Raw genomic sequence first — 17,961 nt, 5'->3', positions numbered from 1 at the left:
TCTATTCGAAAATAGAATAGTATTCTCTCAGCCTTGCTGGATTAAAGTAATCAAGCAGGGCTTTTTTGTTGGACAGCCTTGTCTCTGATGTGTTTTTATTAAGCAGTCGGGGAATGTCGTTTAGCTGGTAGACTTTAACTCCAATGGAAGAAAGTACTTTTTCAAAGTGATTTTTAGGGTTGAGTATCAGGATCTTTCCCAGTAGAATTGCATTAAAAATTAGTCCCAGAGCCTGCATGCGATTGTGGTTGCAGATGATTATGTCAACTTCATTCATGGTTTGGAGATACTCATCAAATGGAACAAATTCTTTTATTGGTACATGAAGCGATCCCAGTTGCTGAATGGCGCTTTGCTCAATGATTTTTATGTGATTAGGCTTTCCATATGCTAATAAGGAATAGACCTTTTCAATTCCATCAGTTTTTGCAAGAACTGAATAGACATCTGGTTGATTGCCCGTGAGTTCTCCTGAATTTCCAACATAGCAAACCAGCTTGTTTTTAATTTCTGATTTTTCATCCTCACTATCAATTGGATCCAAAAATGACCTGCAATAGAGAAATTCTTCGAATTTGGCTTTTAATTGAAATTTGGATTTCAGTTGTTGAAAAAAAGAAACGTCCCAAAAGAGAAATGAGTCTATGTGTTTCATTGCTCTCATTAATTGGAATTTTCTGAAAGGTTGGGCTAATTTTTTTAGGATTGACCTATCAGGAACCAAACGTTTGGTCTTCGGCTCATAGAGATTGGTTTCAAAATAATTGTAATACTCATATCCCCAAAACACCCAACTCAAATGTTTATCGGAAAGCCTCGGAATTATTCTTAAATAGTGTGGATAGAGAGAATGGAAGACAATTCTATCCATTTCTTTTAGGTCATCCTTTAACTGTGAAATTGAAGAAACCAGCCTGATATCAAAATCTTCAAATGATTTGAGTTTATCTGGCAGCTCTTTGAAATAAATAAAAATGATGTTTGATTTCTGATGGCCAAACTTCCTGAGTCCATGCATGAAATTAGCCGGAAAGGTTGTATTGTCAGGAAATAGGTGAGCAATTTTCATAATAGCAAATCTATTAACCTAACGAAGCAATAGTAGCTGGTTTAAGTACTATTTTTGGTGTTCAACAAAACCTTGAATGATTCCAGTTAACCAACCATTTCTTCCCCCTAAATCTGCTTATATCGAAATGATCGACGAGGTATGGGATCGGTCATGGCTTACCAATAATGGACCAAACCTTCGATTGTTAGAAGAAAACATTCAAAAATTTCTAGGCTTAAATAATAAGCCGGTGGTAGTTAATAATGGAACCATTGCTTTGCAAATCGCGATAAAATCACTTGAGCTTAAAGGAGAGATTATCACAACGCCGTTTTCTTACGTGGCAACAGCCAGCAGTATCGTTTGGGAGAATTGTAAACCTGTATTTGCTGATATTGATCCAGAGACATTCAATATTGCCCCATCGTCCATAGAAAAACTAATATCGAAAAACACTACTGCTATTTTGGGAACGCACGTTTTTGGGAATCCGTGTAACATTTCTGAAATAGATGGTCTCGCAAAGAAAAATCAATTAAAGGTGATTTATGATGCGGCGCATGCCTTTGCCGTTGACTACAATAATCAATCCGTCTTTGAGTACGGAGATATTTCAACGACCAGTTTACATGCAACGAAGTTGTATCACTCAGTAGAAGGGGGATTCATTGCTTCACCACACTCTGAACTGACAAGGACTTTTGAATTGATGCGAAATTTTGGCCATGACGGACCTTATAAATTTTCTTCATTAGGAATTAATGGTAAAAACTCTGAGCTGCATGCAGCAATGGGACTGATAAACCTCCAATTTCTCGATAAGATTTTAGCAAAGCGGAAAGAGCTTGTAGAAACCTATGAGAATGGACTTGCTGACCTGCCAATTAGTTTTCAACGTTGGAATGATAAAGCAACCCGTAATTATTCATATATGCCAATACTTTTTGAAAGTGAGGATCAGCTGGTTGCAACCGAGAAACACCTTGAATCAAAAGAAATATTTACACGTCGATATTTCTATCCAACGCTGGATCACTTACCATATCTAAAAGAGGATGATCAACTTGTCACAGCCAAAAGCGTAGCTTCTTGTATTATGTGTTTACCTCTCTATTATGATCTGGAAATTTCCAATGCTGAAAAAGTGATAGAGGTAATCAGGGATTCTTTTTAACGTACTCGGTGATTGACTTCCATATTTCTGGCTCAATGGTAATTTGATCACTTATTTGAAGTGAATGGTTCAATTCAGGTGTTTCGCTAGTTATATTGAGTTCCTTTAGTCTAATTAGAAGTTTGTGAGGGTTTTTGATGAAATCTTCATAGCTAATTTGAATGGTTTTATCACTTGGGATCTTAGCAAAACCTTCTTCAATTGCCAGGTTATTGCTTTTAACTTGTTCCACAACTTGCTCCCAGGATGGTGCATGCTTTAATTGATCATAATTGGGAGTTTTGAAAGAATACCATTTAGAATAATCTCCAAAAAAAGATTTTCTGGCTTTTAGTAGTGATTGAGCATTATAACTGGTGTCTCTTTTTAAATGGATAAAGTAAAAGTTATTCGAGGCACTTTGAAGTAAAGGAATATCCCAATTTAAATTCAAGGCTTTCATGACCAAAGGTTTATTGGTTGCGCTTTGAAATGCCCCAATTTCTTTGACAAAGGCCTTAAGATTTGAAGATGATTTAGATTCGTCAGTTAGGCTATTATCACTATTGAATTGAAAGAATCGATTCCAGAAGTACCAGAATTCGTGTGGTTGGGACGGCCCTTTTGTTTTACCGAGCTCGGACTCTAATTGGTTTTGGTCTTTCCAGGGAAAGATTTCTCCTTTACTATCACACTCATAAAGCATTTGATAAATACGGGTTCCTATGTAAGGAGCATAATAAAACCTGGAAATGGTATTGTTTGGATATCCGAAAAGGTTTGTTTGAGATAAATATTGCAATAATAGTGTCGTCCCGCTTCGAGCACATCCCATAATAAAAACTACGGGTTTATCTGGCCCTTTATTGGCAGATACAATCTTATCGTTGACCGGCTTTAATAATCCCTCTAGCTCAGCTAGGATTTTCTCCAATGATTCATTTTTTTGATGATCCTTAACCCGGTCTTTATTTTTCATTGTATCGAAATAAATTCTATCATCCGATTCATTTCTTCTTCGTCATACCTGTGATCAACAGGAAGCGGTATTAACTCAGCGGATAATACGCTTTCAAATTTATATTTCGCACCTCGTTTTAAACATTCCTTCCAAAAGACAGGTACGTATATTCCATGATTCCAAAACTTAGCGTGTGGAATAGGATTTTTTGGCCAGAACGGATAACAGAGAGGTACATCATGCTTAATGTTAATGGATAAATCTAGTTGATTCCATTTGCTCAACGCATTTACCAAGTAGTTAAAATTCTCAATTCGTCGTTGACGAATTGATTTTAAATTTAGGTGCTGCAATACCTCAGAAGAATAGTTTGACATTTTTTTGTCGCTAATAGCCTGTTCTTTTTCACTTTCCTTATAAAGCTTGTAGCCCAGGTCAATGGCTCCATTCTTTCTCAATTTAAGGTGCTCTATTTTAGGAAGATTATAGCTATGAGTGCGTTTTGGGGTAGACCCATCAGGTGTATAAAGGATACTTCCATCCGGCACACCAAAATACTTGCGAAGGCTATTAAATGCCCATGTATTCCAATTTGATGAATAAAAAGCCTGTGAGTTGTCAATGATAAGGTTTGTTCCGAGCTGTGTGCTAATTTCTTTTAGATATGTTCCCTTTAGACCAAAATAATTAATACCTAAAAGCACTTCGCTGGACTTTAAATCTGGAAGTGCAACAAATTCCATTTGGTTGTTTATTTCTACGAATGAATAGGGGATTTGCAATTTGAGAATTGGTTCAAGCACTGCATCGCACGTGTAAGCCGGAAGGAATATTTTAGTTGGTTGACAGATTTGAAGGATTTCATAAAGTGCAGACCTTCCATTACTATATGTTTGATCCTCTAAAAATGGGAAACCGTTTTTATTGTCATTCAAATTTTCCTCTTCAAAGAATCCTCCAATCACATTCATACAAGTTGATAGTTTGTCACAGCATTTGATAATTGCTCTTTCGTGCAATTAAAGAGCAAATCAAGAATGGATAAATTAGGATGAAATTCTTGAGTATTCTGCATGTATTTCATCTGCCCTGGTTGGATGAAATGCAGTCTGATACCCTTATTTTCAAAACGTTCTTTTGAATAGAGCTCTTTACCACCCGGAAGATTTACGTAATCCGTTGCACCGAAATTCTCACATACATGCATCACCCTGTCAACTCCGCGAAGGTTTACATTCTTCGCTACCGAAGTGCTGTCAATCAACTCCCTTTCAATGCTTAAATGGCGAAGGCTCATTTTAATGCTATCCATTGCTAACTCATCTATGAACTCATAGTTGTTATTTAACACAAGACCCAAGGATTCGTAAATTGATTCGAAGTTGGGAGATTTAGCGTAGGACTGTGAAATTGATTTCATAAATCCCTTTTTCCATTTCGGATAAAGGTCCTGATGAATTTTAGTCTCATTAATAGGCTTATTGGAACTGGCTTGAAGTAAAGGAACAGTGAAATAACTGGGTTTCCCATTGATTAAAACCTGATTCCTGTTAATCCATCCCTGTTTAATGAAATTAACATCGTTTAAAGAGATGAATGTATCGCAAGCATGAATGAGTTGAAAGTATCCCAAATACGGGAAAATATAAGGCTGCATGATAGCTAATTTCATACCTCAATAACTTTTGCTTTGATTTTATCTATCGTTTCTTCCGCGTATGCCTCTTTTAGCTTCTCCAATAATTCAACTTCACTGCTGGTCTTATCAGGCAGTGATGTTTTATTAAACCTATAGTAAATAGGTATGATGGTTTTTCTAAGCCAATGTGGAACAAAAGATTGTAACTTAAGACCAATTAAGTGCAGCTTTCTATTTCTTAATCCAAACGTGGCATTCTTAATTGTGAAGTCAAAGTCAGCATAAAATTGATGGTCAATTCCAAGTAGCGTACAAAGTTTGGTGATAAACTGCTTTGGATGGTGCAGATCTTTGAAGTTGAACACAATTAGGTTGTCCCCAAATACTCCATGCCATTTGTTCATCAGGCTTACAATTTTACCTCGCTTAAAATATTCGCTACTGAAAGTCTCCCCATTCCATCCTAAATAATCAGAAAAGGAACCCTTGAAGAACTTGGTTTTGTATCTGTGAAATTTGTATTCCGAGTAAATTCGTTCAGTTGGATTTCGATAAATAAAAAGAATCCTTGGTAAAGGATCGATTTTAGAAAGACCTTCTAGTGCATTGGTAGAATAAATGTAATCAGGCGTTGATTCAAATACGACTCGTTCACCATTGAATGGATCAAACAGGGTTTTATACTTAGATAAATTATGATTGATGTAATTGGCCTTACGATTTTTATCCCCTACTTTATCCAAAAAGTAGGCCGTTTCCTTCATTTTTGAGGGTAGTGCCTCCGGGTGTTTAGCCAACCACTCATAAATGGAAGTGGTACCGCACTTGGGTGGACCAGCTATAATTAGATTCGGAAGGATAACTTTATTTTTTATAGACTATAAGTGATGCAAAAATACATTTTCCTGTTCCTGATTATCTGCTCTATGGATCTTTTTCCACAAGAAGTGGGATCAGGAAATAATCTTGAATTTACTGGAAACTCGAGTCGGGTAGTCTATGGTAATATTTATGATGCTCTGGATTTACCATTGACTATTGCTACATGGGTATATCTACCAGAAAGTTCAACCTCGAATCGACAAGTGTTCTTTGCAAGTTGTTGGCCTGATAATAAGGTGTACTCTGGAATTTGGACTTCTATAGGTCATAATGCTTTTGGAGTTAGTTATGGAGATGGGAATGGTTCTCTTAGACCTGAATACAGAAGAACTAAAGTTGCAGATTTCAGTGACGACATAAGTGGTAAATGGGTTCATGTTGCTTTCGTGGTTTTGGGTCCCCTAGATATGAAGTTATACTTGAATGGAGTTGAGATGGGAGGTGGTTATTCAGGTAGTGGTGACGCTGAAATGTATAATGCTTTTGATGGGAAGGCTCAGATTGGATTTATTTCCAACAATAATGGAAATAATTTCTTCCATGGAGAACTAGATGAGTTACAATTTTGGAATTACGATTTAAGTGAGGAGGAAATCAGGACAAACATGTGTAAAAAATTGGATGGTGATGAACCTAGTCTCATCGGCTATTGGAATTTTGATGAGGGAAGTGGAGCTAACACGGAGGAGCTCGTATCAGGTAATATGGGAACTATTGAAGGGGCAGCTAATTGGCAAACTTCAGGTGCTCCAATAGGAGATGAATCTTATTTCAAATATTTCTTACCAGGTAAAAAGAAAGATTTATATGAAAACAATGCAGAGGATTCTTTTTGGATTTCTGTTGAATCTGATGTTTGGGAGGGGTATCAGGTCTATAAAGTCAATGAAGAGCCTAATTCAACACAGGGTAGCTCTGTTAATTTCGATAACGGTTATTATGGTATTTTTCCTGTATTTAAAAATGGAGTAGAAAATACATATAAAGTTGATGTATTGAAAGGTGGATGTGATAATGAAGTGGAATTCAGAAATGGCAATGATGATCAGGTCTGGGAGCAAACCATCCAAGATTCAGATTCGAGTACTTTTTACGAGTCCACGGGCATCACAGAACTTAATTTTGAAATTAGTAACAATTTGGAGCCGATTAATAATACTTATACAATTTGTTCTAATGAATCCATTGATATAGATGTTGAAAGTGGATGTGCTTTAAGTTATCTGTAGTCAAACGGAAGTAGTAATCCTATGGCTACTTTTAGTCAACCAGGTAGTTATTGGGTTGAGCGAGAAACAAATTCAGGTGTAACCAGAGAAAATTTTACAATTACTGAATTTGATTATGAGTTAAATTTATTCTCGTCAGAAGAACTGGTGTTATGTCAAACTGATTTTCCATATGAATTAACGACACAGTTAGAAGGAGATTTTCTTTGGAATACTGGTGAAAATGGTAACGCTATCCAAATAGTTCAAGAAGGGTATTACTGGGTTGAGAGTATTACAGATTGCGGTGTGATTAGAGATTCGCTTTATATTGAAACAGTTAAACTAAATGATGTTTTCATTCCTAATGTCATTACTCCTAATAATGATGGAAAAAATGATTGTTTCATTGTTGATAATCAGTTGATTGGCAGTGAGCTGGTAATTATTAACAGGGCTGGAGTGAGAGTCTTTTTTAGTGAAAACTATGCAAATAATTGGTGTCCAAATCTACCAATAGGTGCCTATTATTATCAGATAAAAGACTATTGTACAGCTAACTCTTATGTTGGCTGGTTATCTATTCTTAACTGAAAGTACACCCCTCCCAAAAACACCAGCAAAACCAAAATAGAACTCACCATCATCACTGTATTCCCCGTAAAATAGGTCTGAGGCTTAAACTCAAATACAATTTCATGGCTTCCGCTTGGAATCGATAAAGCACGAAGTACGTAATTAGCTCGTAAAATTTCTGTCTCGTTTCCATCGATGGTTGCTTTCCAGCCTTCAGGATAATATATCTCAGAGAAGACTCCCAATGCCGAACCACCTTCAATGTTTGCTGTATAGCTCACTTTATTTGGTGTTTTTTCTGTCAATGTGATGGTACCAGAGCCAGAAACCTGTGGCACATCAAATTTTGTCTGATCGATCAATGCCTGATTTTTTGTATTGATTGAACAGACTTTACTGATTTCTTCATCAGGTGAATTCACAGGAATCACGTCGGTAACTGTCCAGGCATTTCCATTTGCATACCTGTTAGGGAACACTGCATTTTGTTGTGTGCCGGCATACATGAATCTGGTGTTTAGCATGTTCAGAACCTGAAGGTTCGAGAAATTCATGGACTGACTTTGAAGTGTTTGATACGCAGTTTGTAGCTCAGACTGGATGCAATAGTCAATCAGATCCTGGTACCTGCGCATCTTGGCTCCATGGTACCCACCTATTGATTCATGGTAATAAGAGGTTCTGTTCTCATTGAATGGATTTTGGAGGTTCAACACACGATCTCCGTAGGAAGCCTGCGATGCAATTGCTTTATCCGCCTCTGTCATTGCAAAGAAATCTTTGGATGGATCTTTCACAAACTTCTCCTCACCCAGGAATCGCTTTGTCAAAGAAAATGAGTCGACAAAAACCAGGAAAGCCAGCCCTAGCATTACCTGATTGATTTTAACTCTTTTCTTAAAAATGGCCCACACCAGAATGGCAAATCCTACCACAAACATCAAGGCTCTCAAACTATCTTTAATCAACAGGGATTGGCGATCTTCACGTATAGCATCGATAAACCAGTCGGGCAGCTGAGCATCAATAGCACCGCGATAACCCAATGCTCCGGAAAACATTAATAGTGCCAAAAGAAAACCACCGGCAATTCCGAAAACGATATACACCTTTTTCTTTAGCGTCTCATTCCACTCACGGTTGACCAGATTTTCCAATGCAGTAAACCCAAGCAGATTCATTGCGAAAATAGAAATGATAATAGTAAAGGTGACTGACCGAAACTTGTTATAACCCGGTAGGTAGTCGAACAATAGGTTATTGAATGTCTCAAAGTTTTTTCCCCAGCTCATCACTATACCTAAAATCACAAGTGATATCAGCCAGACCTTATGCTTTTTGGATAACAAAACAATTCCCAGTATGAACAGAATTACCGTAAGTGTTCCGGCATAATAGGGAGCTGTAAGTGGTTGGTCTCCCCAATAAGTAGGAATAGCCTGAACCTGCTGTTGAATTTGTGCTCGTGTATATCCAGCATCTCTTAAAGCTTCTGCTACAGCTGATTTACTGGATAGTTCTTGTTGCGATGAACCTCCGAATATATTTGGGACAAAGAGAAAAAGTGGCTCGGCTATACCGTTACTATATCTAAACGCATACTCACGATCCAAACCAGAGCTGGCCTGTTGGTCACTTTTCAACTCCGATTTTCCACGAATGGTGTATTTACTGTATTCCAGTGTGGTGGCTAATCGTCCGTAGTTTGCTGCAACAGCAAGCATAGCTGCTAAAATCATCAGAGACGCCTTTATGCCGAAGGATTTGTAATCTCTGGTCTTGATTACACTTACTACCTCATTTATACCATATGCCAAAACGATGATGGCCAGGTAATAGGTGATCTGAGGGTGATTCGCCTTTATTTGAAGACCTAAAGCCAGTGATGTCAGACCAAATCCGAGCCATTTTTTACCGGAAAATGTCAGATGAATTCCTGCTAAAACAAGAGGCATAAGTGCGACAGCAGCAATTTTAGCATTATGTCCTGCCATTACTCCGATAACATTAAACCCATTTAGTCCGAAAGCGATTGCTCCGGCCGCCGCAATAATTGGTCTAACCTTAAATGTGAGTAAGAGGATGTAGAAACTTACCAGGGAAATAAAAAGGATAGCTGGTGGATGTGACATCCCCAAGCCAAATATTCTGTAAACATGACTTAATAAATCACCCGAATATTGCACTCCAGTAAGGTAGGCAGGCATTCCGCTAAACATGTATGGATTCCACAGCGCTTCTTCCCCCGTTCCTGACCGGTGCATTTTTAACTGATTGTTGCCACCTTGTGATTGCAGTATGTCGTGCTGATCTATTTGTTTATCACCGAGGAAAGAGGGATAGTGAACCAGGATAGTAACTAAAAGAAATCCAAGGATAACTAGTCCGTGAGTTAGAATATTTTTCTTTAGGTCAGCTTTCATTTCGGAAGGTTAATTTTTAAGAATCGTTCAAAGGTAGAATGAATGAGTTTATTGATATCGGTGGAGATTCTTAATCTGTAAATCAGGAATATGAAAATTATAGATGTTAAGATGGATCGGATGGCAATATTTATAACGGGATGCCATGAAGGCTGAAAACAATAAGCACCTAACGTTATTATTCCTCCAATTACAATTAGTGGAATATGAGATCTCATAAAAGGATGCAATCCAAACCTTATTTTGACAAATAGTACTTTCAGAAGTATATGAAATAGGATGGTGATTAGATAACTAATGGCAGCACCATTCAGCCCCCATTTTACAATCAAAAACGAGTTTAATGTTATTAAAACAACTGCAGCGGTTACCTGAAATATCAGATTATATTTATAGTTCGGTGAAAAGTTGATAATCTCACCCGCAAAACTTGAAACCATTAGGGTTAGCTTTGCAAAGCAGACTGCAATAACCACCCAAAAGCCAGTTTGAAAATCACCCCCTTTCGGAATAAAATCGAATAAGTCCTGAAGGTTGGTTACTATACCTATGAATAGCAACATGCCAATAACCGACATGGTGATGGAGCTTCTTTTGTATAGCTTGTCTACTTCCGCCATGTTACCCCTTTCAAATTCACTCGAAATGATCGGAGCAATGACTTTTGACATGCTTCTTCTCGGCATTTCTACGATGATTGCAATAAAAAAACATGTGGTAAATATGCCATTCATTTCAGCCCCCAACAGAGCAGTTACCTGATCATAGCTTACATTGTTAATTAACGCAAAACTGCCGGCAAGCATCATCGAATACAGCCCGAATTTTATTAACCTTTTTTTCCACTCCCTTCTGATAATCCCAAAGGAAAAATCGAACCTAAAACCATGAAAGGTGATTAGCTGAATAAAAAGGAATATGAAAGCGAAGAAAAAGAGGGTTCCCAGACCAATAACTGCAACTGAAAAATCCCACCATTCCATTGCATAACCAAAAACCAAAAGCAATGATCCAACTCTCAAATAAATATCTCTAAGAAAGGATGGAAATATCACTTTCATGATTGTTCTGCTGTAGCTAAAGAAAAGCTCGAATAAACTATTTGATATGACTATTAAAGCCGTTATTGATAAGTATTCAATATAAGTCGGTGCTGTTTCAATATACCTTGCAGCTATCAGGTCTCTCAAAAGGTACCCAGCTATTAAAACCAAAGCATTTCCAACAACTGTGACCAGAAATAGATAACTAAAAAACCTATTTCGATCATTTTGGTTGAAAGAAGGAAAAAATTTTAGAAATGAGCTACTCATTCCAAATGATGCGATAGGGGAAACAATCATTGCATTAGCAGTGATCAGTGTAAAAACACCGATCTGTGAGAGGTCAAAATATTCTGCCCTTAAATACAGTGTATTTACATATCCTACTACCACTCCAAGATAGGCGATTGCTGTGCCCCAAAAACTTTGCTTAACGACTACTCCCACTGGCTTGATTTAGAAAAACCACAATTTAATAGAAAGGGCAATCACCATCACTAGCAAAATCATTCGGATCAATTTGTCACTTTTACCCACTGACCAGCGGCTACCAATCCATGCCCCCACTGAATTGCCTGCAGCCAGAATTAACCCGTATTCCCAGCGAATTTTATCCTCCAAGTAAAAAACAATAACGGCAGCTACCGTGTAGCATAGGATAACAAAAACCTTAATACTGTTTGTCTTTGCCATATTAAAACCGTGGATGCTGGTAAGAGTTGCAATGATCAAGAAACCAATACCAGCCTGAATGAAACCACCATAAATACCCAGAAAGAAAAAAGCGATGACACTCATCCAGGTTTTCCTTTTGTTAATAATCTCTGAAGGATCAAGGTTTAAGCGAGGTTTAAAAATGGATATAGCCATCACCACCAGCATAACGATTGCAAGGATTCGGTTAAAAACCTTGTCGCCAATATCCACGGCTATATTGGACCCAATAATCGCGCCCAGAATGGCAGGAATAGCTACGTAAAGGGCAAAAGGGAAGACATATACGCCTTTACTTCGATAGCCAGCTACCGAAAAAATATTTTGAATGAAAATAGCCACCCTGTTGGTGCCATTTGCTTCGGCAGAAGGAAGCCCCATGAAAATCAGCAAGGGCATGATAAGTAATGAACCACCTCCAGCAATGCTATTGACAAAGCCTGCGAAAACTCCTGCGAAAACTAAAAGAATACCTTCTAAAGTTGACATCTAAAGTTTGTAATCTGTAAGTCTGCAATCTAGCTCATCACTGCATTCAGCCAATAGCTGCATGTGTGTTTTTGATAATATTGGGTGAGTTTCTAACGGACACATTTCCACCAAAGGCACCAGGGTAAACCTCCGGTCAGGGATTCCTTTATGTGGAATGATCAGATTTTCATGCTTTACCACATGATCGTGATAGTAAAGAATATCTATATCAATGCACCGCTCACCCCATTTTTCCTTTCTGATTCTACCCAATGATTTTTCGATTTTAAGGATCGTTTTCAGAAGTTCTGATGGGTTTTTTGAAGTTTCGATTTGTAGAATGACATTTAAGAACCAATCCTGGTTTTTCTTTCCCCATGGCTCTGTTTCATAAACGGATGACTCGTCTATGACCTGAATACCATTTGCGATTAGCTGCTGTTCAGCCTCTCTTAGGTACTCCAGACGGTTGCCCATATTGCTGCCCAATAGCAGGTAAATTCCGTTCATCTATTTTCTCGATCTAAAGTTTGCAAACCTCGTCTTACTTTTGCGAATTACCAATACAGATAAATTATGCTTTTGTCTGTTATTTCTGGGAACAAACTAAAAGTATCAAATACACATACATGGCTTTTTTAAGAAATCTTTTGGCGACCATCGTTGGTCTTATCATATTCTCATTCCTTGGCTTTTTCATGCTGATCGGTATTGTGGCTTCTGCTTCAGCGGATGAGGTGCCGACGGTGAAGACCAACTCGGTTCTCTATTTCCCCATGACTGGCATATTGCAGGAAAAAGAAGTAGATGATCCTTTTCTTACGGTTTTTGCAGATGCACCACCTGTTCAGAGCTTATTGGACATTATTACCGCGATTGATCGTGCTAAAACGGATGATCGGATCAAAGGAATCTACATAGAGCCCATGTACCTCGCAGGTAGTTATGCTGGTTTACAGGAAATCAGGGATGCGCTACTGGATTTCAAAGAATCCGGAAAGTTTGTCTATGCGTACGGCGAATATATCAGTGAGTCGGATTACTATGTAGCTTCTGTGGCTGACAGTTTGTTTATAAATCCAACGGGAGCCATTGAATTCAACGGACTGCACGTGAACATTACTTTCTTGAAAGGCATGTTTGATAAGCTGGACATCAGACCTGAAGTATTTAGAGTAGGGGAGTTTAAGAGCTATGTGGAGCCGTATATCAGGAAAGATCTAAGTGAAGAAAACAGACTTCAGTACAGCGAACTACTTTCCTCGATGTACAGCATATATCTGGACAATGTGGCCAATTCCGTAATGATTCCGGCTGAAAAGCTGTCAGAGATTTCCAGTCAGATGAAAGTAAACCTCCCTCAGGATGCAGCTGATGTTGGATTGATCCACAAAGTGGGCTATGAAGACGAGCTAAAAGGTGTCATGAAGCAGAAACTGGGACTGGCTGAAGGCAATGAGCTTCGCACGATGAAGATGAACAAATACATCCAGGCAACTGAAGCTATGGATAATTACTCGAGCAATAAAATAGCCGTTATCGTGGCTGAAGGTGATATAGTGATGGGCGGTGACGAAGGGATCATTGGTGAGACCTATGCCGAAGAAATAAGAAAAGCGAGAAATGATGATCGCATCAAAGCAATCGTGATGCGGGTAAACTCCGGTGGTGGAAGCATGACTGCTTCCGATATGATATGGAGAGAACTGATGCTCACTAAAGGTGAAAAACCGGTCATTGCCTCAATGGGTGGAGCAGCCGCGTCTGGTGGTTATTACATCGCCATGCCGGCAGATACAATTATCGCTCAGCCCAATACCATCACGGGCTCTATTGGCATTTTTGGAATGTGGTTCAACTTTGGTGAGTTTCTGGAAAACAAGATCGGCATTACTCACGATGTAGTGAAAACCGGTGAATACTCAGACATCTATACGGTCACCCGCCCACTTCGCGATGCTGAAAGAGCCATTATTCAGAGAGGGGTAAATGAAGGCTATGAAGTCTTTACACAGAAAGTGGCGGATGCCAGAGGTATGACACAGGAAGATGTAAAGAAAATCGCCAGTGGGCGAGTATGGAGTGGAGAGCAGGCGCTTGAAAATGGGCTTGTTGATCAACTGGGAAGCTTTAATGATGCCATTCGTCTGGCCGCATCGGCCGCCGGCATTGAAGATGATTACATGGTTGCCTACTACCCGAAAGAGAAGCCGTTCATCGAAGAGATTTTAAGTAAAATGAATGCCAAAGTGCAGTTCACTTTATTTGGAATGGATACTGATCCTGTGACTAAGGCAGTAAAAGAGCTAAATCAGCACAAAGGTCTGCAGGCGAGAGTGCCCGGGGGATTGGAGGTGAAATAAAAAACGCCTCCAGACTGGAGGCGCTTCACCCTAAAAACAACTAAACTCAAAAAAAATCTTATCGGTCGCAGTAGGCGTAATATCGGCGTTTCGAATATTTACGATAGGTTTTGATATGCCTTGCATTGAGAGAGTATGGCTGACTATGATTGACGGCCAACTCCACTGAAAACCCGTCCCGCACGTTGCGATGGTTGAGGTCCATCGGCAATCGGCTGCTGATTACCCACCTGCCAAAACTCACGTAGATGTACGCTTCTTTTCGTCTATCGTAGTAAATGTTATAATCCGGATTATACATGTATCTGGCTGTTTGGCTAACCGCCTTTTTTGCACGATATCCATGTGCTGGAGCCCAGGAAGGAGGACCACCTTTTTTGTGGTGATGCTTTCGCTGTGCTGAGATGTCTGCTGGCATAAAAGCCATGGCCATGATCAAAAGAATTCCAACCGTGTTTTGTACTAGTGCTTTCATAATTGATAAGCGTTTGATTCTGTGGAAGGATATTCAAGCACTGTGCCAACTTGAGAACAATAGCTACAAATAGCATATCACCCTGGGGTAGAAAAAGAACGTTTATGGGGTATTTTACAGATTTTGTCGGATGAAATTTGAGGATTTATCGAAATGCCCTGAAACTCGCCTTTGTAAAGTTTTAAACACATCAATAGCTAAAATGAGACTCAATGCTGCGAGAAAGAAATCAGTGTTTTTTTAGAATAATCAGCGCTGAGTGGCGCACGAAATATTTTTTTCGGACTTCTTCAGCCGTTTTAATGTGAAAAAACCTTTTTTTGGTGTTCTACGATCGTTTTGGAGAGAAAAAGATTTTTTTTAGAGTTCTACGACTATTCAGGAGTAAAAAAATGTTATTCTTGACTTCTACACGTGTTTTAGTCTAAAAAAGAATTTTTTCTGTATTCTACGGGTGTTTTGGAAAGCGTTTTTTAAGCATCCTCGTCACAGACGAGGTTTTTATGTCTAACCTTTAGCTTTCCATCATATAAATATTTCAAGAAGCGGATTTAATAACTTAAAGATAGGAGCGTCAGGTTAAGAATCATGCGCACAACGCTTTCAATGAAACACTGCGCTTACCTAGACATCCGCCAGAACTGCCACAGTTTTTCCATGCACTGAAAGTCACAGAAGGGAAGGGGAGCGGGCCGTCCTGCGATAGTGGCTAGAAGCAGTCTGACATATGCATCACTAGCGCGTGTTACCTGTCGCTATTTCTGATAAAAAATTCCAAAGTTGTTCGGGTTAAACTTTGTCTCGCAGTTGGGCAAAGCGAAAATTGTCCCTTTGTTCAGAGTTCTGTTATTTGGAACTACAAAGAATTTGCATTCATTGTTCGAAAGCCAGAACATTATATCTCCTTCGCCACTAAGACAGTTCCCTATGTCAATTGCTGGTGTTCTATATATGCCAGCTTCAACTTCTTTGATTACTAGTTTCTTATCAGGAGTTAAGAAATAATAACGGTCTCGATATGTCTTTAGGTCATTTGCGGGTCGACCTAATTTAGATTGAATTTCATCTCTGAAAACAGGTACACTTTCGTTTCCCGTTACAACAAAAACACTGTCCCATTCAAAATCTGTTATTGAATTCAAGTTGAAGACAGTGGGTTGGTTTGCTTCAATTGTCTTAGAGCCAGCTAGTTCAATTTGGGAGTAAAGTTCACGTTCGAATGAGTTACATCCTGTTGCTATGGTCAGAAAGGTTGAGAGAATGAATAATCCTTGAATTTTGCGCATTGGAAGTGACAGGTAACGTACATTGGTAAAAGTAGTAGCTTGGCCTTTTGTGGGCAAGCTTTTGCGGGGGCTATTACTTTTTACCTGATGTTACCAGCTTTTTTTAATTTCCAAATTCAGACAACCTCATTTTAATTTTCTCTACTTCCGTTGGAAGAAGCTCCAAAGAGATTTCTCCTTTAGAAGGTATTTTTATCTTTTTCTCACCATATACTGCAATGTTATCTTTCATCGATAAAGCCACCAAAATTGCGTCTTCATTGATAGGTAATTTTCTATATCCGTTTGCTTTTTTCGTGAAAGAGTACTCATTTATATTTGTTTTAAAAGCTGAAAGAACAATCGAATAATTAGGTATTATTAGCTGAACCGAGATATAGTCTAAACTATTTCTTGAGTTTGCTTGAACGATAAAATTAGATTCTTTAGCATTTGGATCGTCAAGGAATCGATCTACATTCACCCATCCTAATTCGGTAATAGAAAATGTATAAGACCTCAACTCTCTAACTTTTTGTTCCGCTGTTCTTGAAGCAATGGTGTTCTTTCTGATCTCAAATAAGCTCAACAAATAGTTCGCTTCGTTTTCCGAATATCCATTCTCAATAAGCTGATCGACAGACGTGTTATCGTTGATGCCAATAATTTCGAAATTTATAGGTTTAGTCAATTTCTGTTTATGAAACTCTAAAGCACTTTCATACAAATAGGTAAGCCACATAGCATCACTAAAGTCAAATTCGTCAGAACGTTTAGCAGTGTCAATTTTATCACCAAAATTGTTCAGTAAGTGTACTGCGACTAATGAATCAGAATAGAAGAGATTCCTTTCCAAATTTGAAGCGTAGATATCAATTATTTCATCATCCAAGTTGTTCATCTGTGGGCAGGTCGAATACATATTGAACACATTCATTCTGTATTCAAACTCCCTGGTACTCATGTACGTATTTTGAAATTTGTCACCTTTTAGATACTTAATTTGATCCTCATTGTACCAGCACTCCCATGCTCCATAATTAAATTCCAGTAATTCTATCGGAATTGAGAAAAACTCTGAACTCAAGTTGGACGGAGCTTCCCAATTTATTTTTTCTTGGTCGTCAAATGTGCCCATAAATATTTGAGCATCTCTGAAAGGGAAAGATTCTTGCAGGTCTACTAGTATTGAATTTCCTTTTTTGATCGCAAGAGGTTGTCCACTACTACTAGCGTTAATATAGATCATTCCTGAAGTTTGAAGGATTTGACCTCCAGAAGTTGTCTGTAATCCTGAACCAATCATATCCCCATATGTCAGTGCTTGGACAACTTCTAGTTTTATATCTCCTTTGACGAGCTCTCCTGAAGAGTTAACAAAAGTGTTTGCATTTATCGCAATTGCTAAACCTGAAGTATCAGCTAGTAAGGTGTCTTTTTGACTATCAATCAGAAAATATGAGGTTTGTGGCCTTAGACTATCCAGTAATTGGGAAATAGGCGATGGAGCTAATAATGGTTTTTCAATAATCTCAATGGCCTCTTGTTTCATTTTACTCTCATTATTGAGGCAACTTGAAAGAATTAGAATAAATATGGTGAGAAGATAGATTGGCTTTATGTGCATGCGATTTTTAATTTCTATAATCCAGACAGCTAATTAAGTCACATAATATATTGCTGGTAACATTTATGTAACGCGAACTAGTGCACGTTATTTACCTTTCAAATATAACA

Annotated in this window: 16 protein-coding genes; 4 read left to right on the top strand and 12 right to left on the bottom strand. The window is 38.4% G+C overall.

Annotated elements, in window-relative coordinates; translation table 11 throughout:
• Window position 1: 1 nt before the first annotated feature.
• The gene (locus ACOQON_RS11950) at window positions 2–1,069 is read right to left on the bottom strand and encodes a TDP-N-acetylfucosamine:lipid II N-acetylfucosaminyltransferase (RefSeq protein WP_420575648.1); all 1,068 of its coding nucleotides are present in this window, start codon (window positions 1,067–1,069) and stop codon (window positions 2–4) included.
• A gap of 76 nt (window positions 1,070–1,145) precedes the next feature.
• Here ACOQON_RS11950 and ACOQON_RS11945 point away from each other — a divergent pair, with 76 nt between their 5' ends.
• The gene (locus tag ACOQON_RS11945) at window positions 1,146–2,225 is read left to right on the top strand and encodes a DegT/DnrJ/EryC1/StrS family aminotransferase (RefSeq protein WP_420575647.1); all 1,080 of its coding nucleotides are present in this window, start codon (window positions 1,146–1,148) and stop codon (window positions 2,223–2,225) included.
• Here the strand turns inward: ACOQON_RS11945 and ACOQON_RS11940 are convergent.
• The 4 genes from ACOQON_RS11940 to ACOQON_RS11925 are packed head-to-tail and all read right to left on the bottom strand — an operon-like array spanning window position 2,209 to window position 5,601.
• Window positions 2,209–3,183, bottom strand: coding sequence for a sulfotransferase (locus tag ACOQON_RS11940; protein ID WP_420575646.1), 975 nt, complete (start codon window positions 3,181–3,183; stop codon window positions 2,209–2,211). The genes ACOQON_RS11945 and ACOQON_RS11940 overlap by 17 nt on opposite strands.
• The gene (locus ACOQON_RS11935; RefSeq protein ID WP_420575645.1) at window positions 3,180–4,136 is read right to left on the bottom strand and encodes a hypothetical protein; all 957 of its coding nucleotides are present in this window, start codon (window positions 4,134–4,136) and stop codon (window positions 3,180–3,182) included. The genes ACOQON_RS11940 and ACOQON_RS11935 overlap by 4 nt, the downstream gene beginning before the upstream one ends.
• Complete coding sequence (locus ACOQON_RS11930; protein ID WP_420575644.1) at window positions 4,133–4,837, bottom strand: WbqC family protein; 705 nt, start codon at window positions 4,835–4,837, stop codon at window positions 4,133–4,135. Before ACOQON_RS11930 ends, ACOQON_RS11935 begins: the two co-directional genes overlap by 4 nt.
• Complete coding sequence (locus ACOQON_RS11925; protein ID WP_420575643.1) at window positions 4,834–5,601, bottom strand: hypothetical protein; 768 nt, start codon at window positions 5,599–5,601, stop codon at window positions 4,834–4,836. Before ACOQON_RS11925 ends, ACOQON_RS11930 begins: the two co-directional genes overlap by 4 nt.
• Before the next feature lie 90 nt (window positions 5,602–5,691).
• Between ACOQON_RS11925 and ACOQON_RS11920 the strand changes: the two genes are divergently transcribed.
• A complete protein-coding gene (locus tag ACOQON_RS11920) occupies window positions 5,692–6,915 on the top strand; it encodes a LamG-like jellyroll fold domain-containing protein (RefSeq protein ID WP_420575642.1) in 1,224 nt (407 codons plus the stop codon).
• A gap of 21 nt (window positions 6,916–6,936) precedes the next feature.
• Window positions 6,937–7,488, top strand: coding sequence for a gliding motility-associated C-terminal domain-containing protein (locus ACOQON_RS11915; RefSeq protein ID WP_420575641.1), 552 nt, complete (start codon window positions 6,937–6,939; stop codon window positions 7,486–7,488).
• Here ACOQON_RS11915 and ACOQON_RS11910 read toward each other — a convergent pair.
• Genes ACOQON_RS11910 through folK form a run of 4 tightly spaced genes read right to left on the bottom strand, consistent with a single transcriptional unit; the run spans window position 7,458 to window position 12,631 of the window.
• On the bottom strand, window positions 7,458–9,893 hold the full coding sequence (locus ACOQON_RS11910) for a YfhO family protein (protein WP_420575640.1): 2,436 nt from the start codon (window positions 9,891–9,893) through the stop codon (window positions 7,458–7,460). The genes ACOQON_RS11915 and ACOQON_RS11910 overlap by 31 nt on opposite strands.
• Window positions 9,890–11,383, bottom strand: a complete 1,494-nt coding sequence (locus ACOQON_RS11905; protein ID WP_420575639.1) for a lipopolysaccharide biosynthesis protein — start codon at window positions 11,381–11,383, stop codon at window positions 9,890–9,892. The genes ACOQON_RS11910 and ACOQON_RS11905 overlap by 4 nt, the downstream gene beginning before the upstream one ends.
• Window positions 11,384–11,392: 9 nt before the next feature.
• Window positions 11,393–12,139, bottom strand: a complete 747-nt coding sequence (locus ACOQON_RS11900) for a sulfite exporter TauE/SafE family protein (protein ID WP_420575638.1) — start codon at window positions 12,137–12,139, stop codon at window positions 11,393–11,395.
• Window positions 12,140–12,631, bottom strand: coding sequence for a 2-amino-4-hydroxy-6-hydroxymethyldihydropteridine diphosphokinase (gene folK / locus ACOQON_RS11895; protein ID WP_420575637.1), 492 nt, complete (start codon window positions 12,629–12,631; stop codon window positions 12,140–12,142).
• 119 nt (window positions 12,632–12,750) lie between these two features.
• Here folK and sppA point away from each other — a divergent pair, with 119 nt between their 5' ends.
• Window positions 12,751–14,484: a signal peptide peptidase SppA gene (gene sppA, locus ACOQON_RS11890; protein WP_420575636.1), complete on the top strand. Its 1,734-nt coding sequence runs from the start codon at window positions 12,751–12,753 to the stop codon at window positions 14,482–14,484.
• A gap of 58 nt (window positions 14,485–14,542) precedes the next feature.
• Here sppA and ACOQON_RS11885 read toward each other — a convergent pair whose 3' ends face one another.
• The 3 genes from ACOQON_RS11885 to ACOQON_RS11875 all read right to left on the bottom strand — a co-directional run bounded on the left by ACOQON_RS11885 (window position 14,543) and on the right by ACOQON_RS11875 (window position 17,776).
• Window positions 14,543–14,959 (bottom strand): hypothetical protein, encoded by a 417-nt coding sequence (locus tag ACOQON_RS11885; RefSeq protein WP_420575635.1) that lies wholly within the window; start codon window positions 14,957–14,959, stop codon window positions 14,543–14,545.
• A gap of 755 nt (window positions 14,960–15,714) precedes the next feature.
• Window positions 15,715–16,245, bottom strand: a complete 531-nt coding sequence (locus tag ACOQON_RS11880) for a hypothetical protein (protein ID WP_420575634.1) — start codon at window positions 16,243–16,245, stop codon at window positions 15,715–15,717.
• Window positions 16,246–16,348: 103 nt separating this feature from the next.
• Window positions 16,349–17,776, bottom strand: coding sequence for a hypothetical protein (locus ACOQON_RS11875; protein ID WP_420575633.1), 1,428 nt, complete (start codon window positions 17,774–17,776; stop codon window positions 16,349–16,351).
• Window positions 17,777–17,961: the final 185 nt, after the last annotated feature.

Source organism: Ekhidna sp. (genome assembly GCF_965221965.1).
Lineage (GTDB): Bacteria > Bacteroidota > Bacteroidia > Cytophagales > Cyclobacteriaceae > Ekhidna.
Note: the sequence above shows the minus strand (reverse complement) of the source record. Positions and strands in the feature narration are given on the sequence as shown.